Origin of the sequence: Streptomyces sp. NPDC048751 (assembly GCF_043198595.1) — a bacterium.
Classification (GTDB): Bacteria; Actinomycetota; Actinomycetes; order Streptomycetales; family Streptomycetaceae; genus Streptomyces.
Map to the genome: position 1 here is coordinate 1 of NZ_JBICUX010000013.1, position 22,622 is coordinate 22,622.

Here is a 22,622-nt window from a genome sequence, read left to right on the forward strand (position 1 = left end):
CTGGGAACGGCGGGCCGACATCCACGAAGCTTTCCTCAAACTCGCCTGCTGCCTGATCGCCCACCGACAACTCAGCTCATTGTGTTAGCCGTTGTAAGTTGGGCGCCCTTCTGGCAGATCCTGGGCGGCATCCACCCCGACACCCTGACCAGCCGCAACAACCTCGCCTACGCCCATAGAGCTGCGGCAGCTGTACAGCGCCCGAACCTCGGAGGCAGCACAGGCACGAGCCCTTGAACTCCAAGAGGAAGCGGCGCACGTCCGTCGGCGACAATCGATTCAGCCGCTTCTTGCCGAGGGCGGGCCGGATGTACAGGCGGGAAAGCCCCTCGTAGCTGTTCAGCGGGGACGGCTTGAGTCGTTCCGGCGCGACGGCGGGCGAGCCAGTAGGTGAGGTAGTCGCCGAACGCCATCGTGGACTAGGCGGCCGGAATGCCCTGGCTGGCTTTCGGCGGCTGAGGCACATACGAAGAGTGCATCGCCCCCTTAGCTGCTGTCAGCCCGCCTGCCTCGCTTGGACGGGCCAGCGCTCCACAACGGGCCGGCACTGCTGGTCCAGCCGCCGTGGCCATCTGGAGAACAGCCTCCCCATCAGCCTCAGGGTCTCGGAATGCTGAACCCTGAGGTCAAGTTCGGCGCATAACCACACGGGCGCCCGTTCGGGTAATCAGGAAACCTCTACTTTTGAAAATAGCGCCATCTTTCGTTTTCCTTGCTCAGGTATCCACTCGCCTGCCGAATGAAGCTGTCAGCGAATGGCGAGTTGATCGGATGGTTTTCCTCAGGCCGGCAGCAGTATCCGTTCCGACCGGTCGAATGATCTTTTTCAGGAGCGCAAGTGCGCGGGATTCTGGACCGATACAGACGTACCGGAATGGCGAAAAGGTCAAGCCTTACCGTTGCATGGCTCACCTCGGCAGTGGTCGTGTTCGCCGGGGCTGGGGCCGCCGGGGCGCAAGACCCCGACCCCATCGCGGGGCCGCTGGGAGGCGTCCGTTCCCCTCAGCACTGTGTCTCTGGCCAGGTCGATGCCGTCCACACAGTCCAGGGCAACCAGAAGAACGACTGCCACCAGACCTCGACACACACGCCCGGACCCACGCCAAAGCCCACGCCGACACCGACGCCTACGCCGACACCGACGCCCACGCCGACACCGACGGCCGTGCCGATCTACAATTCGATTCCGGACGTGCTGCCCGGAAATGTGGCGTCCCAGGCTTATCAGGCGCAGCGCACGAGCGAGTTCGGCGATGAAGTTCAGTTCGGCGGCACCGGGCGTGAACTGGCTTCCATGGAAGTCGTGATGTCGAGCTGGGCCTGCGAGAGCGGCAGCATGACTACCTGTACGACCACGCCGGGCGCCACGTTCACCCACCCCATCACGATGAACATCTACGCGGTGGACGAATCCGGAACCACTCCGGCACGGGGCGCCCTGCTGGCCTCCAGGACCGAGAACAGCAGCATCCCGTTCCGCCCGTCGGCCGACAACACCACAACAGGGTCATCTGGACGGTGGCGTTCAACACTACGAATGCCGGAGCAAACCCCATCGGCACCGGCGCACCGTGTTACAGCACCCCGACGGGCTGCCCCTACGACAGCCTGAACGTCGGAGCGCAGACGTTCCCCGGAGCGCCGTACCAGGGCATCGACGTAAACCCGGACGCGGTATTCCTCAACTCCACGGACCCCGCGGCCTACTGCGACGGCGGTGCGGGCGGCGTCGGCGTCCTCAGATTCGACTCACCCTGCTGGACCGCCAACAAGCCGCTCGCCAAGATCACAGCGGTCTGAGAAGGAACCGACTCTCCGGGTCCCACGCAGGGCAGCACTTGCACCTCAGCCCCGCCGGATGCCCCGCACTGGCCGGTGACCACCACACGGTGGTCACCGGCCGACTGTTGTTTTCCATAGAGCCGCTCGCCATCACCGCCCCCAACAGCCGTTCGAGCTGTTCCCGCTCCATGACCTCACCTCCGGTCCGGTCCTGGGCCGCATCCGGGTCGAACACGGCATCGCCCATCTGACCGGAGATGAACGTGTCCCGGTCCTTGCGTCCGGCGGCGGGCCGACGGGCGCGGATCTCGGTGCCGTCGATGATGCCGGTCGTCCCGCTTGAGCCGAGGTGGTCGACGACCTCGGCCAGGGTCTGCGGCCGCACTCCGGGGCTGGCCGTGCAGCCTCGCTCGGCGAGCAGGGGCCGCACCTCGCCGATGCCGGAGGTGCACGAGCGTGGCCAGGAGCCGATCGACGAACACCAGCCGGTGCTTCGCACCCGCGCCCACAGCGCGCTTCCGCGGCCGGGACGCAAGCTTGGCCTGGTGCCGTTCGTGCCACAACGGGCCCAGCTCTGCGACGAGTTCAGCGATCACGTTGGCCGACAGGCCCGTGATCCTCCGGTCGCTGATGATCGCTGCACGAGGCGCGTTCCCCCACCACACGACCATGACCGACGATCAAAAGCTCGACGCCTCACCGCTTAGCGTGCATGAGCTCGTTAGCGGAGGAAGGGGAGCAGGCGCTTTGCGAGGGCTGGAGTATTCGGGAGCGGTTCACATGGAGTCGGCTGGGCTGCTGTCGGAGAGCTGGTCCGTCGCTTCGTGTCGTGCAAGGTCTCGATGGCGTCGCACCAGATGTCCAGGTCGGGAGCTGCGCTCAGCTCGATGGAGCGGGCTTTGGCACGGCGGGAGGCCTGGGCCCAGTTGACCGGGTCCTGGAGGGACGTCAGAGCGTGGTTCCAGGCGTTGAGGTCGTCGCGGTAGGCGAAGATCCCGGCTTCGCCCAGGGACTCGACGAGCCCGGGTGTGGGATGGGCGATCACTGGGATGCCCGAGGCGAACGCTTCGACCGCGACCCGTCCCCAGGACTCGTACAGGCTCGGCATGAGCATCACGCGGGAGCGGCTGTAGACGTGTTCGCGCATCTGCTGACCGGGCACTCCGTCGACGACTTCGCAGTTGGGCAGTCGGGGCGGCGGCATGATCTGCTGTCCGTAGGCGCCGCGGACACCGAGGAACTTCCATTCCGGTGTCCAGGCGGCGATCTGCCAGAACAGCTCGCCGCCCTTGTCGGAGTTGAGATTGACGAGGGTCGCGCAGTCGCCGGGCTGTGTACGGTATTCCTCCGCGATCACTGGCGGTCGGACGACGATGCTCTGCCTGGGCAGGAATTCTCGCGGGTAGCGGGCGTAGAAGATTTCGGCGTCCCGTCTGATCCACTCGCTGTTGTAGACGACGAGATCAGCGCCGGCCGCGTTGTGGAAGCTGGTGGCAAAGTTGTCGTGGCAGATCACTGCCAGGGGAATGCGGCGGTCTCGCGCGAGCCCCGCCATCAAGGGCACGTTTTCGAAGTGGGACAGCAGGACGTCCGTCTTCTGGGCCTGGGCGGCGAAATCCATGCCTTCCTGGAAGGGGACGACCTGCACGCCGTCGATCTCGTAACTTTTGTCGATCCTTCCTGGGTGTGAGAGCCAGACCTCCACCTGGTGACCACGCTCGGCCAGCGGACGGAGCATCGAGTGGAGCATCCACTCGGATCCTGCGTTGTGGTCGGGTGGGTATCCGTACACACGGGCCATGATGTGCATGCTTCGTGACCTGGCCGGTGAGGTCGGTGCGGGCCTGTGCGGGCGAGGCGCCACCGTGTCCACCTGTGGGTACTCCCTTTGTTGAGGACAAGACGACAACACGGCACTGGAGGGGCGCCCTCGAGCATCCGGCCCGCGGGTCCGCAGGCCGCGGACCTGCCGCGGCCTGCGGACCCTGCGGGCGGGATGTCTGTCGTGGCGGCCTTCCGGTGGGAAGGCCGCTGCTCACCTGGCCGTCGGATCCTCGACGCGGATGGTCGTGGAATCCGAGGTCCGGGCGCCGACGCGGAACGTCAGCCTGGTGTCTCCCAGCCGGGCGCCGGCGAGGGCTTTCACCGCGACCCATGCCGCGGACACCGAACCCCTTCCCGACAGGGCCAGATCGACATTGTCGAAGGTGAGGCTCTGCCCGTCCGCCGACACAGTCCCGTAGTAGGCACGCGAGGTCCCACCGGCAGCCAGCACGGTCAGCTGGTACCGGGGTTCGGCCACGAACTGCAGACCTGCTCCCGCGGGAAGATCCACGCGGACGCTCTGCGCAGGGACCGTGCCGTCTTCCTCCGCACGCAGTTGCACCCCCGGGTAGCCGGTGTTGCCGGCGCGCTCCAGTCGCACATCCGGCGGTCCGCCAGGCGCCACCGAGAACTGGACCGTGGCAGCGACGCCACTCACCTTCCGCACCCGCTGGTTGCTGTAGTCGGAGAGGAAGAGGCTGCCGCCGGAGTCCACCGCGACACCGACGGGGTTGTTGAGCCGGACATCGATGGCCGGCCCGCCGTCGCCGTTGAAGCCGGCGGTGCCGTTGCCGGCGACCGTGGTGATCTGCCGTGTCGCCGCCTCCACCTTCCGCACCCGGTGGTTGAACGTGTCGGCGATGAAGAGGTTGCCGCCGGAGTCCACCGCGACAGTGTGTGGATTGTAGAGCCTGGCGTTGACGGCGGGTTGGTTGTCGCCGTTGAAGCCGGCGGTGCCGTTGCCGGCGACCGTGGTGATCTGCCGGGTCGCCGCGTCCACCCTGCGCACCCGGTGGTTGCTGTTGTCGACGATGTAGAGGTTGCCGCTGGAGTCCACCGCGAGACCACGGGGACCGTTGAGCTGGGCGTTGACGGCGGGTTGGTTGTCGCCGTTGAAGCCGGCGGTGCCGTTGCCCGCGACCGTGGTGATCTGCCCGGTCGCCGCGTCCACCTTCCGCACCCGGTGGTTGCTGTAGTCGGCGATGTAGAGGTTGCCGACGGAGTCAACCGCGACTTTGCGGGGGTTGTTGAGCGGGGCGCAGACGGCCGGCCCGTAGTCGCTGTCATAACCCGTGGTGCCGTTGCCCGCGACCACGTAGATGGCAGGCTCACGCTCGGCGACACGTGGGCTTTCAGGATTGGTCACAGCATTTGTCCTTTGTCTCCAGACGGCAGGGGAATGCGCCAGCACAGCCCAACGTCACACGCCGCAGAAACCAGGGACGCGCGATGGGCAAGCTGGAGGAAATGGGGAATGGAAACGCCTGGTACGGGCATCCGGATTACGCGGCCGGATGACAATCAGCGTGCCAGCGTTACCCCAAAGAGCGGGCTATCGGCTGCGCTATGTCGCTCTCACACATGCGCACACCTCCTACGCCCGAATTTGCAGACAACTGCGGGAACTTTCGATTTGCGCAGTCATTGTCGCGCTCGAAAAGGCTGCCCTATCTCGGGGTTCGGCAAAAGGGGATCTGGCCGTACGAATTTTGTTCCTGCCACACGGATGGCCGGCCGAGGCCCGCTTCAAGTGACGGCACCTGCCACACGCACACCGCGCGAACTGCGCTCACGTTCCCAAGCGTCCCGCGGCACCCCCCATCCCCTCCGTGCCACCGAACGCCCTGCGGGTGAAGCGATTCACAATGGCCGGAAAACCACTCGCAGATGACGGCCGCAGGACAGGGGCGCTGGCCCTGTCCTCGCTCTGGGTGACGACCATCCGGGCGGCGACCTCTCGAGGCTCACCTCCTCCGTCCCTCAGGGCCATGCCTGGCAGGGTGTCACCGGCGACATCGGCCCGCCGACACAACGCAAGCCCGGTCTTGTCGTGGCCCAGGACGAGGGCGAGCCCGGGTGCGGGGGCAGCAGAGGAGGTGCGTTCGTTTGAGACCGGCCTGCCGGGTCAGTGCGGGGCTTCGGCAGCGCCGCCGCGGCGGACCCGGCGCTGCCCGGCTCGTGGCTGGTCGACCTCTCCCACGTCGACCTCGCCCGCGTGCAGATCAACGGTCATACCGTCGACGCCGACCGGCTCCCCTCGCCGTTCACGCCGACCGGCGAGCACCCGACCGGCCCGGCCTGGTACGCCACCCCGACCGTCGCCTACGCACAGGAGCTCGGCTTCGACGTCGCGCCGATCGAGGCGCACGTGCGCAGGCAGACCGGCCGCTACCTGGACCCCTGGTACAAGCGGCTGCGCGACCGCGTCCAGGTGGCCGGAGGACCGCCGGGTGCCGGGGGTGTCCTTCACGCCGGCCGCGAAGCGGCCGGCCCAGCCCCCGTCCTGGAGGGAGGAACGTTGCCGCGCAGGCGCTGCTACCCCTCCGACACCTGGGACGACGAATGGGCCCTGATCGAGCCCCTGCTGCCGACACCGGCCTGCGAAACGAAGGCACGGGGCCGTCCCGAGAAGCATCCCCGCCGGGAGATCGTGGACGCGATCCGCTATGTCGTGGACACCGGCCGCAAGTGGCGGGCCCTGCCCAAGGACTTCCCGCCCTGGCGCACGTGTTACGGCTTCATGGCCCGCTGGGCCGCCGCCGGGATCGTCGGACAGATCCGCGACCAACTCCGCAAACGGATCCGCCGCGAGATGGGCAAGGCGCCCGGCGCGGTCGCCACCGTCATCGACTCCCAGTCGATCAAGGCCGCCGAGACCGTTGGCAAGGACTCCCGCGGCTACGACGCCGGCAAGAAAATCAACGGCCGCAAGCGGCACCTGGTCGTGGACACCAAGGGCCTACCGCTGTTCGTCATGGTCACCCCGGCCGACATGACCGACCGCAACGCGGCCAAGGAAGTGCTGTTCCGGCTGCGGCTGATGCTCCCCGAAATCACGATCGTCTGGGCCGACTCCGCCTATGCCGGACAGCTCGTGACCTGGGCGAAGACCTACCTGAACCTGACGGTCAAGACCGTCAGCCGCCCAAAGGACACCGCCGGGTTCATCGTTCTGCCCCGGCGTTGGGTCGTCGAACGCTCACACGCCTGGATCATGCACGCCCCGCGGGACTACGAACGGTTCATCCAGCACTCGGAATCGCTCGTCACCTGGGCCGCGATCAGGCTCATGAGCAGGCGGATCACCCGCCGAAGCTCCCGCAGAAGCGGGCAACCGGCATCCAGCGAAGCCCAGCGGGACTGATCGTTGTCAAGGCCATGGCCATCACCTTGCTCCTGCCACGGCCCTGAGCACACTGTCCCACCGCCCGCGAAACCTGTCAGCGGATTCAACGCTCACCGGCGCCGCACTCAGGGGTGGCTGCCTCGTCGATGTACGTCTTGGTGACGTCGGTGATGAAGCCGCGGCTGCTGCCGGGGCTGAGTGCCTGGGCCTGCAGGTGGTCGTGCAGCACGCTGTAATGCTGCACGAGCGATGGCTTCTCCAGATAGAGGTCGCTGGTGAACCGCTCCAGATACACCACCGGCGCCGTCGCGGAGCTGTCGGCGAACCGCAGGATGGAGAACTGTCCTGACAGGCGCGGATGGGCACCCGCTGGGTAGGGGAGGACCTGCACCGCGATGTGCGGCTCGGCGCCGAGCGCGTTCAGATGCTCCAGCTGTTCCCGCATGACGTCCGGGCTGCCGACTACACGGCGCAGTGCCGATTCGTCCAGGACCACCCACAGGCGCAGCGGCCGGGTCGGGTCGTAGATCCGGTGCTGACGGCGCAGCCGCACCTTCAGACGCGTGCCGGCCTGTTCGGCGGTGAGCTGGGGGATCGTTTCCCCGATGACCGCGCAGGCGTAGGCGGGGGTCTGCAGCAGAACAGGGATCGTCATGGATTCGTAGGTGTGGAGTGAGGTGGCGTCCGTCTCCAGGCCGATGTAGGCGCTCTGGGGGATGTCGCCGTAGGCGTGCCACCAGCCCGGTTGCCCGGATTCCTTGGCCATCTGCATCAGTGAGTCGATGACCTGCGGGTCCGTCACCCCGTAGATCGCGCACAAATCGCGCACATCGCGGGGGCTGATGGTGCGGCGGCCGTTCTCCAGGAGACTGATCTTGGGCTGGGAGACCATGAGCCGCTCCGCCGCTTCGGTGCTCGTCAGCCCACTGTCCTGGCGGAGTCGGCGGAGCTCGGCTCCCAGATGGCGCCTCCTGACGGTGGGGTTGATGTTCGCCGCCACGAGCGGTGTACCTCCGGGCCTCAAGCCATCATGTTGGTCCGCAGACTGCCATGGACAAGGGCTGTCGATCGTGCGCCATGCCGGTCGTGTTCGCGGCTGCCAAACGGACTGTGACCTTGTAATTTGCCTCACAGGAACTGAGCAAGCGACGGTCACATCAGACGGCCTGCCGGGTGGCCGCCGGGGTCGTCGGCCAGCACGACGGCGGCTTTGATGCGCTTGCCCACCGGCTCCCGGCGCATCTCGAAGCTGCGGCACACGCTGATCACGATTTCCAGACCGTGCTGCCCGACCCGGCACGGATCAGCGGCCTGGGCCACCGGAAGCGTCGGATCGGTGTCCCACACGCTGATCTCCACGGCGCCGTCGCTGATCTCCAGGTCCAGCAGACACGGGCCGGGCGCGTACTTGTGCGCGTTGGTCACCAGCCGGAATTTCGTGCACGGCCTGCACCTCGACCAAAAAGGCACGGGCCGCATGCCGGGCCTCGGTCACCGGCTCGTCCCCGGCGAAGGCCAGAGCCGACAGTATGGGACGGTAGCCAGTGGCTGGTTTTCGTTTTCGGGCACCACTGCTAGCACACCGCCACCCTCGTCCTGAGCAACACGGTTAAGGCCCGTCGAATACCCCCGAAACCACACCACACCACACACCACAAGCAGACGCGTCCCCTCACCCGCCCCACGCTTCGTCACGACCACCTGAAGCGAGTCCTCCGACCTGTGCACCTTCACGCCGGGGCTTAGAAACAGGCACTCAGATACGACGCACGGTGTGCAGTGTCTTGGCGTACGTACCCGAGCCGTCGAGCAGGGACGCGCCGCCCAGGTCGGACATGGTGGGCCCATTGACCGTCTTGCGGCTGGAGAGGAAGCGGCGCTTGCCGCCGGCGTCGAGACCCAGGTAGATGCCGACGTGGTCGACGGTGGCGCTGACCCCGTCGTCACTGGAGTCGGCGTTGAACAGCACCAGGTCGCCCGGCTGGAGCAGGGCCGCGGCCGGCGGGGTGGTCCCGGTGACGCGGTCGACGACCACGCCCGGCGCGTAGTCGACGATGTGCCGGGACTTGCGCGGGATCCGGGTGCCCGAGGTGTCCTCCTTGGCGGCCAGGGGCACGCCCAGGTGGTAGCCGTAGACCATGCGCGTGTAGCCCGAGCAGTCGAGGTTGCCGACCTGGCTGCTGGACGGCCTCTCGTACGTGCCGTCCGGGAAGGTCCAGCCCACCCCCATGTACTCGTGGAAGTCGGCGCCCTCGAGCAGGAAGCCCTGCGCGTCGGGATAGCCGTACCCGGCCTCGCCCAACACCTTCTTGCCCTGGGCCGGTCCGGCGCCGGCCGTGACCGCCGGAACGCCGCCGAGGAACATCGCCGCGTACGCGAGTACGTCCGGGACGGTGGATCCGGCCCAGCCGCGGAGCGTCCGGTCCAGCTCGGCCGTCCAGGTGCCGTCGAACGGCTCGGGCAGCAGGCGCACCCAGTCGCCGTGGGTGACGGTCGGCAGGGCCGCCCAGTTCGCGGTGTCCACCTCGAGGCGGCTCACGGACAGTCGGACCGGCAGGTTGGTGCAGCCCTCGTTGGCCAAGGCGCGCAGGCCCACCCGGCCCTTGGTCAACGTGGGTGTGGTGTCGGTGACGTCGAAGGTCCACGAAGACGGTTGCGCCGACGCGGACTGCCAGGCCTTCGCCTGGATCCGGGTGCCCTCCCGCCGCACCCGGATCGTCCAGTCGGTCCCCGCCGGCACACCCGTGGCCAGCGTGACCGACGTCGCCAGTGAGGTCACGTCGTTGCTGACCTCCTTCTCCAACCGCAACTCGACCGCCCCGGAGGTGAGGAAGGACAGCCGCGCCCGGTAGTGGTTCTGGGTGCTGCCGTAGCCGAAGGTCAGCGCGAACGAACAGGCCTGCCCCGTCGGGACCTTGTCGAACCTGGCCGTGCAGCGCGCGTCGACGTCGGTGATCTCGTCGTCACGCAGGCTGGCGTGCCGGCTGTACCCGGCGGTCGTGAGGTCGATGATTCCGGTGCCCGGCACCACCGAGAAGTCGGTCTTGAAGGTTTCGGACGTGACCCATTTGCCGCCGCCGGGCGAGGTGCCCCAGTACACCCGGTTCTCCTCGGCGGTCCTGAGGTCCGGCAGTGTCCGCTTGAAGTCGTCCTCGAAGGGCCGTTTGTTCTCTGCGAACGTCCGCTGCGGGCCGGGCAGCACGACGGTTCGCGCGCCGTGCGTCAGCAGCGCGACACGCTTGCCGCCGGACGTGACCTCGGTCCGGGCCGGGGTGCCGGCGAGCACGGTGGTGGTGAGCGGGGTGGTGAGGGCCACCGGAGTGAAGTGCGAGGCGCCCAGCGGCTCCATGGTCACCCACGAGCGGGCTGAGGGCAGGCCACCCGGCCCTGGAAAGGCAGGCACGTCCGCCACCGCGGCGGCACGTGCCGGGGCGGCGGCCAGACCGGTGAGCGGGGCGGCGGCAGAGGCCGCCAAGGTGGCGAGGAGTCTTCGTCGGGATGTGTGAGACATGTGCTTCATGATCCGACAATGGCCACCGATGCGTCACGGCACCCCCAACTTCGCCCAGTACCAGACGAGATGGCCGGTCTGGCGGGGTTCGGCACGCGGACGGACAGGCGGCGTCGGCCGGTTGTGGCGTGGCTCGTTGTACGGGGGTGAACGACTGCCGACTTGGGCGAGCAGCGCGGCGGCTGCTTCCCCATTCACGGCGTACGGAACCCGCGAAACGTCACCTGCGTGCGGCTTTCGAAGCCGAGTCGTTCGTAGAGGGCGATCGCGGCGGTGTTCGTCTCGGCCACGTGAAGGAAGGGCCGTTCGTTGCGTGCCAGGACGCGTGCGGCGAGCGCGCTCACCAGGCGGGCGGCGTGGCCTCGCCCTCGTGCCTCGGGTGCCGTGCAGACGGCGCTGATCTCGGTCCACCCCGGAGGTCGGAGCCGTTCGCCCGCCATGGCCACCAGCCTGCCGCCGGTGCGTATGCCGAGGTAGGTGCCGAGTTCGTGGGTGCGTGACCAGAACGGCCCCGGCTGGGTCCGCGCGACGAGATCGAGCATCTCCGGCACATCGGCCGCACCCAGCTCGACCAGGCCGGTGTCGATCGCGGCGCGGGCCTGAACGGGTCGGCCGCCGGGCCAGATCATCTGTCGGCCCTCCATGATGAACACCGGCTCCCAGTCCGGCGGCGGGGTCGCCCGGCGGCTGAACATGTCGGCGAAGGCGCCACGACCGAGCAGCCGGGCCAGATCGGACCAGTCCGCCGAACCGGCGGCGGGGGACGGTGCCGAGAAGCTCGCGACTTCCGGCAGGTAGGCGGCTGCCTGGCCGAGTCGCCGGGCGAGGCCCGCGTGGTGGCCACGCAGTGACTCGCCCACCGGGTCCTCGAGTACGGCGGCGTCCTGGCTCCTCAACGTGCTGTGCCTTTCTCGTACCGCTTCGTAGATGTCAAGCACCGGGGAACTGCTTTGATACGCCCCCCGGGATGATTTCGGGATACACCCTATCCCCGCCGCGGATTCCCGCGGACGGGCCCGATAAAGGCGCTGGAGGCACAGCCTTTGTCGACCCCCGTGGCGATAACCATTGCTTATGCCCCCATTCACCATGATCCTCTACCGGGATCGACCTTGACGTCTTACGGTGCAGACGGATTCATACGCGCTATGTCCTGTGGATGTCCGCGTCCCTTTCAATTACGAGGAGAGAGTGTCGTGTCCCAGGATGCCAAGCGTGTTCACAGGGCCGCACAGGTGGCGGAGCCGGGGGATGCCGTACGGGTCGTCCCGGTCGTGGAGCGGCCACCCGGGGTCGGCGAGGTGCGTATCGACGTGGCCGCGACCGGCATCTGCGGCGCCGACATCGGTACGGTCCGCGATCGTGCTCCGGCGACCGGCTTCCCGATCACTCCGGGCCATGAGGTCGCCGGTGTGATCGCGGAGCTGGGTCCTCAGGTGCAGGGGTGGGGCGTGGGGGAGCGGGTGACCGTCGGCTGGTTCGGCGGCAGCTGCGGGCACTGCTCCGCCTGCCGTGCCGGGGACGTTGTCCACTGCCCGGAGCGGAAGATCCCTGGCATGTCGTATCCCGGCGGCTGGTCGAGCACCCTCACGGTTCCCGCCACCACTCTCGCCCGGATCCCCGAGGGCCTGTCTGCGGCGGAGGCCGCGCCCTTCGGCTGCGCCGCCGTCACCACCTTCAACGCCCTGCGGCACTCCGGTGCCGGGCCGGGCGACCTGGTCGCCGTCCTCGGGATCGGCGGTCTGGGGCACCTGGCGGTGCGGTTCGCCGCGGCGATGGGGTTCGACACGGTGGCGATCGGTCGGGGTGAGGAGAAGCGCCGGCTCGCCGAGGAGCTGGGCGCGCGGCACTACATCGACGCCGAGCGGCAGCAACCCGGCGACGGGCTGGGGGAGTTGGGCGGGGCGCGGCTGATCCTGTCGACGGCCTCCAGCAGCAAGCCGCTCGCGGAGCTGGTGGACGGGCTCGCTCCGCACGGGAGGCTCACTGTCGTCGGCTTCGACGGATCTCCCCTGCAACTGCCCCTGGCGAAGGTCGTCATGGGGGCTCGCAGCGTCACCGGTCATCTGACCGGCAGCCCCGCCGACACCGAACGGGCCATGCGCTTCGCGGTCGCCACCGGTGTCCGCCCCCAGGTGCGGACCGTCCCCCTGGAGGAGGCGCAGCAGGCGCTGGACATCCAGCAAGAGGGCAAGGCCCGCTTCCGGACGGTGCTCATTCCGGGCGCCTGACCGCCGTGGTGGAGCAGGGAAACCGGAGCGAGCAGAGAAAGGGAGCCGTACATGCTCCAGCAGGACGACCACGATGTCGTCGTGATCGGTGCCGGGATCGCCGGACTGGCCGCGGCCGCCGCGCTGGTCGCCGCCGGGCGCGACAACGTCTGTCTGGAGGCCCGCGAGCGCATCGGCGGGCGTCTGCTCAGCAAGGCCGGCCCACCGGGGGCCCTCGACCTGGGTGCCACCTGGTTCTGGGACGGGGAGGGACGGGTCGCGGATCTCGCCGCACGGCTCGGCGTCGACACCTTCGAGCAGCATCTCGCGGGGGACACGCTCGTGCAGGACGCCACCGGCGTACGGCGGCTGCCCGGCAACCTGATCGACGCCCCCGCCCGCCGCTTCGCGCTGGGGGCCGACACCCTCGCTCGCACCCTCGCGGCCCAACTGCCCGCGGACACCGTACGACTGGACAGCCCCGTCACCGCAGTGCACCGCCGCGCCACCGGCGGGCTCGAAGTCCGCACGTCGGGCTCGGTGCTGTACGCGCAGCACGTCGTTGTGGCCGTACCTCCCGCACTCGCCCTCGCCCGTATTGACTTCGGCTCGGAGCTGTCGCCGGAGCTGGTTCGCCTCGCCCGCACCACCCCGGTGTGGATGGGGGCGGTCGCCAAGGTCGTCGCCCACTACCCCTCCGCCTTCTGGCGTGACGAAGGGCTCGCCGGGGCGGCGGCCGGCAGGATCGGCCCGTTGCAGGAACTGCACGACATGTCGGGTCCCGACGGGCGGCCCGCCGCGCTGTTCGGCTTCGCCGCGGCCCTGGCCGTCGGCCCGGGCTTCGAGCAGGCGGTGATCACTCAGCTGGCGCAGCTCTTCGGCCCCGCCGCCGCCGAGCCCGAGACGCTCCAGGTCCAGGACTGGAGCAGCGAGCGCTGGACCGCTCCGCCGGCCGTGCACCACCTGGCCGACCACTCCCTGTTCGGCCACCCCCTCTACCGGCGGCCCGCGCTGGGCGGCAGGCTGCACTGGGCCTCCACCGAGACAGCCGACCGGTACGCCGGACACATCGAGGGCGCCCTCGCCGCCGCCGAGCGCGCGGTGACGGCGTCCCTGACCACAGGAGAGGCGAACTCATGCTCCAGGTAGACGCATTGCTGCGCGAGTACGACCGTGCCCGTGCCTACACCGACGACCTGTGGAAGGACCTCACCCCGGACGAGGTGACCTGGCGCCCGCACGAGAACTCCAGCGCCATCGGCTGGCACCTGGGGCACCAGGCGCATGTCGCCCACTTCATGGTCCGCAACCTCACCGCGGCCGAGCCCAGCCCGGATCCTGAGCTGGACGCCCTGATGGATTCGGCGAACCCCGAGAAGTTCCGCGGCGCGCTGCCCACCGTCGAACGGCTCACCGACTTCCGGGAGACCGTGGCCGACCGCGTACACGCCCGCATCGGGGACATCGCCGCCGGCCGGGTCGGCGCCCCCAGGCAACTCACCGTCGTCGCCACCCACTTGCTCACCGCACTCATCAACCACGAGTACCAGCACGACCAGTGGATCAGCGAAGTCCGCGCCGGCGACCTCGGCCACGCACTCCCGCTCGACCCCGACAGCGAGCACGTACGCCGTATCGACGGCTATCTCCTCGTAGACGTTCTGCAGCCGTAGGGAGAAGCCCGCCCGTGCCAAGCACCGCCGGCATGTCCTTGCGGCCTGAGACGCGGCGCCGCAGTCCTCGGCGTCCGCCCGCCGAGGCCGCGCTGCGAAGCTGCTACACGCCGAACAGGTCCGCCGCGTTGTCGTGGCACACGGCCCGCAGCCAGTCCGGTCCCAGGCCCAGCCTGTCCAGGGCCTGGAGCTGGTGCAGGTACGGGTAGGGGATGTTGGGGAAGTCGGAGCCGAGCAGGATGCGGTCGCCGAGGGCGGCGAGTCGGGGCAGGGCGCGGCGCGGGAACGGCATGAATCCCTCGGTGAAGTCGGTGAACGCCATGGTCGTGTCCAGCCGTACCTGGTCGTACCGTTCGGCGAGGTCGAAGAACTCCTCGTACTCGGGCATGCCCATGTGCGCGATGATCAGCCGCAGTTCCGGATGGCGTGCGAGCACCCTCGCGACGGGCTCGGGGCCGGTGTGCTTGCCGGGCGCGGGCCCGGAGCCGCAGTGGATCACCACGGGGATGCCGGCGTCGGCCAGCAACGCCCACGCGGGCTGGAGGAGTGCGTCGGCAGGGTCGTACGCTCCCACCTGCACATGGGCCTTGAACACGCGTGCCCCTGCCGCGACGGCCTCACGGACGTACGTCTCGACGTCGGGTTCGGGGTAGAGGGTGGCGGTGTGCAGGCAGTCGGGGGTGCGGCGGGCGAAGTCGGCCGCCCATCCGTTCAGCCACCTGGCCATGCCGGGCTTGTGGGGGTAGAGCATCGCGGTGAAGGCCCTGACGCCGAACTCCCGCAGAAGGGCCGCCCGCTCCGCCTCCTGCTTCCGGTAGGTGATCGGCCACTGAAGCCCGCCTGTCAGTGGGCCGTTGGTGTCGAAGTAGTCCCAGACCTTGTGCAGGACCCGCTCGGGCATGAAGTGGGTGTGGACGTCGATCAGCCCGGGAAGACCGAGCCCGCCCCAGAAACGGCGGATCTCACCGGCCTCCTCGGCCGAAGCCGTGAGCGTGGAAGTCACCTGGCGCTGCCTCTCTCGAACGGCCTGTCGCCTGCGGGACGCAGAATTATGCTGGTTGACACTCTCTCAAATACCGTCGGGTAAAAGGTCCTTGCCGGTCACGATGCGGCAGCGAAAGGGCCCCCGCACCCTTCTCCGCGGTGTAGCTTCTCCCCGTCACTTGAGGCTTGAACAAGGGTGGATCTGTGGTTGCCTCTCCGCAAACCGAGAAGTTCGCCGCCTACCTTCGGATGCTGAAGGACCGCAGCGGCCGGGGTTACGACCGACTCGGCAAGGAGGCGGGCGTCAGTGGTTCCAGTCTGCATCGGTACTGCTCCGGCCTCAGCGTCCCGACGGACTACCGGGTGGTGCACGCCTTCGCCAAGGTGTGCGGCGCCAGTGCGGAGGAGCTCCGGGAACTCCACCGGCTGTGGGCGCTGGCGGACACCGACCGGGACGTGCCGGTTGTGACCGCCGAGGAGGAGCCGGGCGACACCACCCCGCCGGAGATCACCCCCGACGAGGCCGAGAAGCGACGGTTTCGGGTACCGGACAAGCTGTCCCCGCGCGTGGCGGTACTGGCCGCCGTGGTCGCGGTGGTGCTGGTGGCCGGCTTCGTGTGGCTGCCCTACGGGCGCCCCGCCGGTGCCTCACCGGCGGACGGCGACGGGCTGCTGTACTCCCCGGCGTGCAAGACGGTGAGCATGGGGCAGCACGACGAGTGTGTGCGTGAGGTCCAGGCCCTGTTGGTGGAGGCCAAGGGCAGGCTCTCCGTCGACGGGGACTTCGGACCGGAGACCCTGCGCAGACTGACCGCGTTCCAGGTGCTGGCGGGTGTGTCGGCCAGGAACGTGGTCGACGAGGAGACCAGGAAGGCGCTCTACGCGCAGAAGGTGAGCATGGCGACCTGGTCGCCGGCCAAGGTGAGCAAGCGGATCCGTGAGGTGTTCGTCGAGGATCCCGACACCGCCGTGGCCATCGCCCGCTGTGCGTCGTTCCTCGACCCGCTGTGGGTCCTGCCCAACACCAACGGCAGCCGCAACTGGGGCGTCTTCCAGATCTCCGACGCCCGCCTGCGGGAGCTCGACGGCACACCGCGACGGGCGTTCGACCCGGAGTGGAACATCCAGGCGGCCCACCGACTGTGGAGCGCCCACCGTGACTTCCACGACTGGCCCTCCTGCGAGGCGGCGCTGAAGGACAAGCCGAAAGACAAGCCGAAGGACAAGGCGAAGAGCTGAAGCCCCGAGCCCCGGACACCGCCGTGGCGGCACCCGGGGGCTACCGGCTCCGGATCACTCGGGACGGCGTCAGACCGTGCCGCTCTCCCACCACCAGTCCCGGCCGAGATCGGCCCTGCTGTCGACGTGCTGGTGGTCGACGGTGTACCGCTCCAGTCCGGAGAACCCGCAGGTCTCCGCCTTCTGGTAGACGGTCTTGGTGGCCACGCCGGGGACGTCGAGGTCCGCCGCGGTGCCGTACAGGTGCATGCTGTCGCCGGCCCCGCCGATCTCGGCGTTGTGCGCGATGCTGCGGAAGCCGGAGTTGACGGTGATCGGCTTGTCGCCCAGCTTCTTGCGCAGCGTCTCCAGCTTGTACATGCAGCGGCGGGCGTTCTCCTTCGCCTGCGCCGCGCTCACCTTGCCGCCGTTGAAGGTGCCGCTCGACTGGTCCACGAACTCGCTCCAGTTGAAGTGGAGCGTGGAACCGTCCGACTGCTCCAGCGCGTTGAGCTTCGCCTGGGTGTTGGGCCCGACACTGGCGTCGGCGGTGAGACCGTACGCCGCCTGGAACCGGCGTACGGCCGCCGCTGTGCCGGGGCCGAAGTCGCCGTCGATGCCGACCCGGGTGTGGCTGGGGCTGTCCGCCGCCCAGCCCGCGACTCTGATCTGCAACTCGGTCACATCGGCTCCCTTGGCGCCCTGTTCCAGGGTCCGCGACCAGGAGTAGGCCTCTGCGACGCCCGAGAACAGCAGCTGACCGAACGCGACGCCGGCACCGGCGGCCAGGGTGCCACGCAGCATGGCGCGACGGTCGATGGGACGGAAGGAGGAAGTCATCGTCGTCCTTTCGGGGGACGGTGGTGTCCAGTCGAGGCCGGTACTGGTGTCCGGCCGGGATCAGCGGTTGGCCAGGCGGTCCAGGTCGGTCTGGGTGCCGTTGAACACGTCCGCGGTCGCCGGTGCCTGGATGCCCGGGAAAATCGCGGCGTCGGTGTACTGCCACATCGACCAGGTCGTCGAGCCGTTCGGCAGCGGCGGCTGGGTGATGGACTGGCGGTAGTCCGCGAGTTGCAGCGGATACCGGGCGAAGGCGGTGGTCGAACCCAGGCAGTCGTCCAGGAAGGACTTCTGGGTGTAGATGATCGGAGTGCGGCCGAAGGCCGCCTCCACCTGGTCGAGCCAGGCCTTGGCATCGCCGACCGTGCCGTACGTGGGACAGCGTCCGCTGCCGTCGTCCATGCGTTCCAGGTCGAAGATCGGCGGCAGGTCGCCCGCCCGCTTCCCGGTGTAGCCGGTCGCCCGCACGGCGGCGATGAACCGGTCGGCCTGCGCGGCACCCGTGTCCGGCGCCATGCCCGTGTAGAAGTGGTAGGGCGCGACGGCCAGCCCCGCCGCCCTCGCCGCCTCGAGGTCGGTGGCGAGGTATTCGTCGGTGACGTTCAGGCCCCGGGTGGCCTTGACCGTCGCGAACTCGACACCTGAGGCCCGTACGGCCTTCCAGTCGATCGGCGCGCCGCCGGGGTGCTGGTACTTGGCCGTGTCCAGGCCGTCGATCGGGTAGCCGGCGGGGCGGGGCGGCGCGCAGTACGTGCTACGGCCGGCCCAGTCGACCAGTTTCGCCCAGGTGTTGGGGCCCACGACGCCGTCGGCACTGAGGTTGGCGCAGTGCTGAAGCTCGATGATCCGGTTCTCGGTCCCGCCCCCGAAGTCGCCGTCGATCGTCAACGGCGGATAGTGGAACGGCTCCAGCGCCAGGTTCAGGCGGCACTGCAGCTCCTTGACCTCAGTGCCCTTCGCGCCCCGTCGCAGCGTCGGGCGAGCGTCGGTGTGGCCGCACACGGTCGGCTGTGCCGTGCTCGACGTGCCCTGGTCGGCACAGGTGTGCGGGCGTGCGGCCCAGGTGTTCAGCGCCGCCCAGGTCTGCGGACCGAGCACACCGTCTGCGCCCAGCCCGGCACACCGCTGGAACTCCTTGACCCGCGTCTCCGTCGCCGGCCCGAACGTGCCGTCCGCCGCGATCGGCGTGTACTGGCTCGGCTTCGTCGCCAGATTGAGCTCGCACTGCGCCTCGACCGCGGGGTCCCCCGTCGATCCCCGCTGCAGCGTGGGCTGTGCGCTCGTGTGCCCGCAGACCGCGACAGCGGTGGCCACGGCCTGTGCCGCCCGCACCGCAGTGGGCCCGCACAGGGGCAGGACCGCTGCCACGGCGAGGGTCAGACCCCGCAGAAGCGTCCTCCGTCCCATCTCGTGTTCCCCCTCTTGTGAGTGGCCGGGAGCTCCCGACGCCGATCATGCTGGCAGCGGCTGTCCGAAAGCTGACCCCCACACCCTCGGATCGGGACGCCGGGACAGTCCCGCGGCCTGTGACCTGCGGGGACGGATCACTCCTGGGATGGACACGGGACAGGGGCGGCGGAGCTGAAACCCGAAAGCGGACGCCCAGGCGGTACGGTCCTCGGATCGCCCGGCAGAGGCGGGCCGCGTCCAGCATCGCGGCGTGCACATTCCGGCTCGCCACGGCGTCCCCCATGCGGAACAGCTGGGGGGCCTGGACCGGATCGGTGTCCATTTCGGCCACGACGGCGTCGAAGGTGCGGCGCTCGCGGAACTCGAAGCCGTCCAGCCCGAGTTCCACCTGCAAGCCCTCCGGGTCCGGGTCACCCGTCGCAGCCGTCGAAGGACGGTGACCGCGACGCCCTGCTCCGCCAGTGAGTTGGCACCGCGTCTTACAGCCGGCCTGATCCGAACGACAGACCCTAGATCGCCTCGCGAATGGCCCGTTCGAAGCCCTCGACGTGACCGCGGGCTAGCCGCGCCGCCTTCTCCGGCTCTCCGGCGACGATCGCCTCGATCAACGGCCCGTGCTCCTCGACGTGACCCGCCATGTCGGACAGGCGGTCGATGAACAGGCACCAGATGCGGGTGGCCAGGTTGTCGTGGCGGACGAGGGTGTCCTCCAGGTACGGGTTGTGCGCGGCGGCGTAGACGGCACGGTGGACCTGAAGGTCCAGGTGCATGAGCGCGATGGTGTCGTACTGAGCTGAATGCGCGCTCTCCAGCTCCCGCCGCAGCGCCGTCAGATTCGCCCGGTCCGCGGCCGTGGCCCGCCGCGCGGCCTGGGCGGCGGCGAGGGGCTCCAGCTCCTGGCGTACCTCGGAGATGTGGGCCAGGTCGGTGATGTTGACGTCGGTGGCGAAGGTGCCGCGCCGGGGGTAGGTGGCGATCAGGCGCTCGTACTGGAGCCGCTTGAGTGCCTCGCGCACCGGCGTCCGGCCGACGCCGAGGGACTGTGCGAGCTGCTCCTCGTTGATCGGCGCGCCGGGGCGGATCTCGAGCATGACGAGCCGGTCGCGGACGGCGCGGTAGGCGCGCTCGGCGAGGGACAGCTCCTCGCCCCCGGCCTCCGATCCCCTGGCCGCCCCGTCTGTGGGCTCGGTCGCCACCTGCTGCATGAATGCCCCCTTGACCTGTCCGGCGAGCTCCCATACCGTACCGCAGAGTCTGATATATCAGTAGCGTACTAGTTGGCTCCCAGGATGGTGCACAGATGGCAACCAGCCCGTCGACCAGCACACTCGTCTCCCCCCTCTCCCTCCCGCTCGGCGAGCTCGACCCGGACGTCGCCACCGCCGTGGACGCCGAGCTGCGCCGCCAGCAGTCGACCCTCGAGATGATCGCCTCGGAGAACTTCGCACCCGCCGCCGTCATGGAGGCCCAGGGGTCGGTCCTGACCAACAAGTACGCCGAGGGCTATCCGGGGCGCCGCTACTACGGCGGCTGTGAACACGTCGACGTCGTCGAGCGGTTGGCCATCGCCCGGGTGAGGGAGCTGTTCGGCGCCGAAGCCGCGAACGTGCAGCCGCACTCGGGTGCCCAGGCCAACGCGGCCGCGATGTTCGCGTTGCTCGACCCCGGCGACACGATGCTCGGCCTCGACCTGGCGCACGGCGGTCACCTCACCCACGGCATGCGCATCAACTACTCCGGCAAGCTGTACAACGTCGTGCCGTACCACGTGCGCGAGTCCGACCTGCGCATCGACATGGACGAGGTCGAGCGGCTCGCCCTAGCGCACCGGCCCAGGATGATCGTCGCCGGCTGGTCGGCGTACCCCCGACGGCTGGACTTCGCCGAGTTCCGGCGGATCGCCGACGCGGTGGGCGCGTACCTGATGGTGGACATGGCGCACTTCGCCGGACTGGTGGCCGCAGGCCTCCACCCGAACCCGGTGCCCTACGCCGACGTCGTCACCACCACCACCCACAAGACTCTCGGCGGCCCGCGCGGCGGGGTGATCCTCAGCCGGGCCGACCTCGCCAAGAAGATCAACTCGGCGGTGTTCCCCGGCCAGCAGGGCGGCCCGCTGGAACACGTCATCGCGGCGAAGGCGGTGGCCTTCAAGCTGGCGGCGGGGGAGGAGTTCAAGGAGCGCCAGCAGCGCACCCTGGCCGGCGCCCGCATCCTCGCCGGACGGCTGCTGGCCGACGACGTGGCCGAGGCCGGGATCACCGTGCTGACCGGGGGCACCGAAGTCCACCTGGTCCTCGTCGACCTGCGCGACTCCGCGCTCGACGGGCAGCAGGCCGAGGACCGGCTGCACCGCATCGGCATCACCGTCAACCGCAACGCGGTGCCGTTCGACCCCCGCCCGCCGATGGTCTCCTCGGGGCTGCGGATCGGCACCCCGGCCCTGGCCACCCGCGGCTTCGGCGAGGCGGAGTTCCGGGAGGTCGCCGACATCATCGCCGAGTCACTGAAGGGCGAACAGCCCGACGACGAGCTGCGCGCCAGGGTCGGGAAACTCGCCGCCGCCTTCCCCCTCTATCCCCACCTGAACGGAGGCGCGGCATGACCGCCGAGCCGCTGCCGGAGCACCCGGACTTCCTCTGGCGCAATCCCGAGCCGCGCTCCTCGTACGACGTCGTCATCGTCGGCGCCGGTGGTCACGGCCTGGCCACCGCCTACTACCTCGCCAAGAACCACGGCATCACCAACGTCGCCGTCCTGGAGAAGGGCTGGCTGGCCGGTGGCAACATGGCACGCAACACCACGATCATCCGCTCCAACTACCTCTGGGACGAGAGCGCGGCGATCTACGAGCACGCGCTCAAGCTGTGGGAGCGGCTCCCCGAGGAACTGGACTACGACTTCCTGTTCAGCCAGCGCGGAGTCCTCAACCTCGCGCACACCCTGCAGGACGTCCGCGAGGGCGTGCGCCGCGTCAACGCCAACCGCCTCAACGGAGTCGACGCCGAGTGGCTCGAACCGGACGAGGCCGCCCAGGTCTGCCCCATCCTCAACGTCTCGTCCCGCACCCGGTATCCGGTCCTCGGCGCCACTTTCCAGCCCCGGGCCGGCATCGCCAAGCACGACCACGTCGCCTGGGCGCTGGCCCGCCGCGCCGACGACATGGGCGTGGACCTGATCCAGGGCTGCGAGGTCACCGGCTTCCTCAAGGACGGCGACCGGATCGTGGGCGTCGAGACCAACCGCGGCCGCATCCACGCCGGCCGCGTCGGCCTCGCGGCGGCCGGGCACAGCAGCGTGCTGGCCGCGCGGGCGGGCGTACGGCTGCCGGTGCAGTCCCATCCGCTCCAGGCGCTGGTCTCCGAGCTGCACGAGCCGGTCCACCCGACGGTCGTCATGTCGAACCACGTGCACGTCTACGTGTCCCAGGCCCACAAGGGCGAGTTGGTGATGGGCGCGGGCGTCGACTCGTACAACGGCTACGGGCAGCGCGGCTCGTTCCACGTGATCGAGCAGCAGATGGCCGCCGCGGTCGAGCTGTTCCCGATCTTCGCGCGAGCGCATGTGCTGCGGACCTGGGGCGGCATCGTCGACGTCACGCCGGACGCCTCCCCGATCATCGGCACCACCCCCGTCGAGAACCTCTACGTCAACTGCGGCTGGGGCACCGGCGGATTCAAGGCCACCCCGGCCGCCGGCTGGACCTTCGCGCACACCATCGCCACGGGCGAGCCGCATCCGCTGAACGCCCCCTTCGCCCTCGACCGTTTCGCGACGGGCGCGTTGATCGACGAACACGGCGCGGCAGCCGTGGCCCACTGAGG

Annotated in this window: 18 protein-coding genes and 3 pseudogenes; 9 read left to right on the forward strand and 12 right to left on the reverse strand. The window is 69.2% G+C overall.

Annotated elements, in window-relative coordinates; all coding sequences use genetic code 11:
* Window positions 1-88: pseudogene (locus ACGFNV_RS33900) on the forward strand (IS5/IS1182 family transposase); the annotation flags it as partial.
* 1,172 nt (window positions 89-1,260) lie between these two features.
* Here the strand turns inward: ACGFNV_RS33900 and ACGFNV_RS33905 are convergent.
* Window positions 1,261-1,395 carry a hypothetical protein gene (locus tag ACGFNV_RS33905; protein ID WP_393627796.1) on the reverse strand — a complete coding sequence of 45 codons (135 nt, stop codon included), beginning with the start codon at window positions 1,393-1,395 and terminating at the stop codon, window positions 1,261-1,263.
* Window positions 1,396-1,518: 123 nt separating this feature from the next.
* Here ACGFNV_RS33905 and ACGFNV_RS33910 point away from each other — a divergent pair, with 123 nt between their 5' ends.
* Window positions 1,519-1,800 (forward strand): hypothetical protein, encoded by a 282-nt coding sequence (locus tag ACGFNV_RS33910; protein WP_393627797.1) that lies wholly within the window; start codon window positions 1,519-1,521, stop codon window positions 1,798-1,800.
* On the opposite strand, the gene ACGFNV_RS33915 is transcribed toward ACGFNV_RS33910, so the two are convergent.
* From ACGFNV_RS33915 to ACGFNV_RS33925, 3 genes are all read right to left on the reverse strand, one after another.
* The gene (locus tag ACGFNV_RS33915; protein WP_393627799.1) at window positions 1,787-2,317 is read right to left on the reverse strand and encodes a hypothetical protein; all 531 of its coding nucleotides are present in this window, start codon (window positions 2,315-2,317) and stop codon (window positions 1,787-1,789) included. The genes ACGFNV_RS33910 and ACGFNV_RS33915 overlap by 14 nt on opposite strands.
* Before the next feature lie 186 nt (window positions 2,318-2,503).
* The gene (locus ACGFNV_RS33920) at window positions 2,504-3,592 is read right to left on the reverse strand and encodes a glycosyltransferase family 4 protein (RefSeq protein ID WP_393627801.1); all 1,089 of its coding nucleotides are present in this window, start codon (window positions 3,590-3,592) and stop codon (window positions 2,504-2,506) included.
* Between the two features lie 225 nt (window positions 3,593-3,817).
* Window positions 3,818-4,972, reverse strand: coding sequence for a hypothetical protein (locus tag ACGFNV_RS33925; protein ID WP_393627803.1), 1,155 nt, complete (start codon window positions 4,970-4,972; stop codon window positions 3,818-3,820).
* 1,152 nt (window positions 4,973-6,124) lie between these two features.
* On the opposite strand from ACGFNV_RS33925, the pseudogene ACGFNV_RS33930 reads away from it, so the two are divergent.
* Window positions 6,125-6,916: pseudogene (locus ACGFNV_RS33930) on the forward strand (IS5 family transposase); the annotation flags it as partial.
* Window positions 6,917-7,055: 139 nt separating this feature from the next.
* Here ACGFNV_RS33930 and ACGFNV_RS33935 read toward each other — a convergent pair.
* The 4 genes and pseudogenes from ACGFNV_RS33935 to ACGFNV_RS33950 all read right to left on the reverse strand — a co-directional run bounded on the left by ACGFNV_RS33935 (window position 7,056) and on the right by ACGFNV_RS33950 (window position 11,392).
* On the reverse strand, window positions 7,056-7,952 hold the full coding sequence (locus ACGFNV_RS33935; RefSeq protein WP_393627805.1) for a helix-turn-helix domain-containing protein: 897 nt from the start codon (window positions 7,950-7,952) through the stop codon (window positions 7,056-7,058).
* Between the two features lie 152 nt (window positions 7,953-8,104).
* A pseudogene (locus ACGFNV_RS33940) lies at window positions 8,105-8,521 on the reverse strand (ATP-binding protein).
* Between the two features lie 187 nt (window positions 8,522-8,708).
* Window positions 8,709-10,463, reverse strand: a complete 1,755-nt coding sequence (locus ACGFNV_RS33945; protein ID WP_393627807.1) for an NlpC/P60 family protein — start codon at window positions 10,461-10,463, stop codon at window positions 8,709-8,711.
* A 194-nt stretch (window positions 10,464-10,657) separates the two neighbouring features.
* Entirely contained in the window at window positions 10,658-11,392 is a 735-nt protein-coding gene (locus ACGFNV_RS33950) for a GNAT family N-acetyltransferase (protein ID WP_393628181.1), read from the reverse strand.
* Between the two features lie 267 nt (window positions 11,393-11,659).
* Between ACGFNV_RS33950 and ACGFNV_RS33955 the strand changes: the two genes are divergently transcribed.
* The 3 genes from ACGFNV_RS33955 to ACGFNV_RS33965 are packed head-to-tail and all read left to right on the forward strand — an operon-like array spanning window position 11,660 to window position 14,346.
* Window positions 11,660-12,694, forward strand: a complete 1,035-nt coding sequence (locus ACGFNV_RS33955; protein WP_393627809.1) for an alcohol dehydrogenase catalytic domain-containing protein — start codon at window positions 11,660-11,662, stop codon at window positions 12,692-12,694.
* Between the two features lie 51 nt (window positions 12,695-12,745).
* On the forward strand, window positions 12,746-13,822 hold the full coding sequence (locus ACGFNV_RS33960; protein ID WP_393627811.1) for a flavin monoamine oxidase family protein: 1,077 nt from the start codon (window positions 12,746-12,748) through the stop codon (window positions 13,820-13,822).
* Window positions 13,810-14,346 carry a DinB family protein gene (locus ACGFNV_RS33965; protein WP_393627813.1) on the forward strand — a complete coding sequence of 179 codons (537 nt, stop codon included), beginning with the start codon at window positions 13,810-13,812 and terminating at the stop codon, window positions 14,344-14,346. The genes ACGFNV_RS33960 and ACGFNV_RS33965 overlap by 13 nt, the downstream gene beginning before the upstream one ends.
* 103 nt (window positions 14,347-14,449) lie before the next feature.
* Here ACGFNV_RS33965 and ACGFNV_RS33970 read toward each other — a convergent pair whose 3' ends face one another.
* Window positions 14,450-15,349 carry an amidohydrolase family protein gene (locus tag ACGFNV_RS33970; protein WP_393627815.1) on the reverse strand — a complete coding sequence of 300 codons (900 nt, stop codon included), beginning with the start codon at window positions 15,347-15,349 and terminating at the stop codon, window positions 14,450-14,452.
* A 185-nt stretch (window positions 15,350-15,534) separates the two neighbouring features.
* On the opposite strand from ACGFNV_RS33970, the gene ACGFNV_RS33975 reads away from it, so the two are divergent.
* Window positions 15,535-16,569, forward strand: a complete 1,035-nt coding sequence (locus ACGFNV_RS33975; RefSeq protein WP_393627816.1) for a helix-turn-helix domain-containing protein — start codon at window positions 15,535-15,537, stop codon at window positions 16,567-16,569.
* A 69-nt stretch (window positions 16,570-16,638) separates the two neighbouring features.
* Here ACGFNV_RS33975 and ACGFNV_RS33980 read toward each other — a convergent pair whose 3' ends face one another.
* From ACGFNV_RS33980 to ACGFNV_RS33990, 3 genes are all read right to left on the reverse strand, one after another.
* Complete coding sequence (locus ACGFNV_RS33980; protein WP_393627818.1) at window positions 16,639-17,388, reverse strand: D-Ala-D-Ala carboxypeptidase family metallohydrolase; 750 nt, start codon at window positions 17,386-17,388, stop codon at window positions 16,639-16,641.
* A 60-nt stretch (window positions 17,389-17,448) separates the two neighbouring features.
* Window positions 17,449-18,795, reverse strand: a complete 1,347-nt coding sequence (locus tag ACGFNV_RS33985) for a GH25 family lysozyme (protein WP_393627820.1) — start codon at window positions 18,793-18,795, stop codon at window positions 17,449-17,451.
* Between the two features lie 512 nt (window positions 18,796-19,307).
* A complete protein-coding gene (locus ACGFNV_RS33990; protein ID WP_393627822.1) occupies window positions 19,308-20,003 on the reverse strand; it encodes a GntR family transcriptional regulator in 696 nt (231 codons plus the stop codon).
* Between the two features lie 95 nt (window positions 20,004-20,098).
* On the opposite strand from ACGFNV_RS33990, the gene glyA reads away from it, so the two are divergent.
* Both glyA and ACGFNV_RS34000 read left to right on the forward strand, forming a co-directional pair.
* Window positions 20,099-21,403 carry a serine hydroxymethyltransferase gene (glyA, locus tag ACGFNV_RS33995; RefSeq protein ID WP_393627823.1) on the forward strand — a complete coding sequence of 435 codons (1,305 nt, stop codon included), beginning with the start codon at window positions 20,099-20,101 and terminating at the stop codon, window positions 21,401-21,403.
* The gene (locus tag ACGFNV_RS34000) at window positions 21,400-22,620 is read left to right on the forward strand and encodes a sarcosine oxidase subunit beta family protein (protein WP_393627825.1); all 1,221 of its coding nucleotides are present in this window, start codon (window positions 21,400-21,402) and stop codon (window positions 22,618-22,620) included. Before glyA ends, ACGFNV_RS34000 begins: the two co-directional genes overlap by 4 nt.
* Window positions 22,621-22,622 lie beyond the last annotated feature (2 nt).

Coding starts and splice junctions, on each gene's coding strand:
- ACGFNV_RS33905 (WP_393627796.1), bottom strand. CDS start 1,395: ATGTTCATCGTGATGGGGTGGGTGAACGTGGCGCCCGGCGTGGTCGTA.
- ACGFNV_RS33920 (WP_393627801.1), bottom strand. CDS start 3,592: ATGCACATCATGGCCCGTGTGTACGGATACCCACCCGACCACAACGCA.
- ACGFNV_RS33945 (WP_393627807.1), bottom strand. CDS start 10,463: ATGTCTCACACATCCCGACGAAGACTCCTCGCCACCTTGGCGGCCTCT.
- ACGFNV_RS33960 (WP_393627811.1), top strand. CDS start 12,746: ATGCTCCAGCAGGACGACCACGATGTCGTCGTGATCGGTGCCGGGATC.
- ACGFNV_RS33965 (WP_393627813.1), top strand. CDS start 13,810: ATGCTCCAGGTAGACGCATTGCTGCGCGAGTACGACCGTGCCCGTGCC.
- ACGFNV_RS33980 (WP_393627818.1), bottom strand. CDS start 17,388: ATGACTTCCTCCTTCCGTCCCATCGACCGTCGCGCCATGCTGCGTGGC.
- ACGFNV_RS33985 (WP_393627820.1), bottom strand. CDS start 18,795: ATGGGACGGAGGACGCTTCTGCGGGGTCTGACCCTCGCCGTGGCAGCG.
- ACGFNV_RS33990 (WP_393627822.1), bottom strand. CDS start 20,003: ATGCAGCAGGTGGCGACCGAGCCCACAGACGGGGCGGCCAGGGGATCG.
- glyA (WP_393627823.1), top strand. CDS start 20,099: ATGGCAACCAGCCCGTCGACCAGCACACTCGTCTCCCCCCTCTCCCTC.
- ACGFNV_RS34000 (WP_393627825.1), top strand. CDS start 21,400: ATGACCGCCGAGCCGCTGCCGGAGCACCCGGACTTCCTCTGGCGCAAT.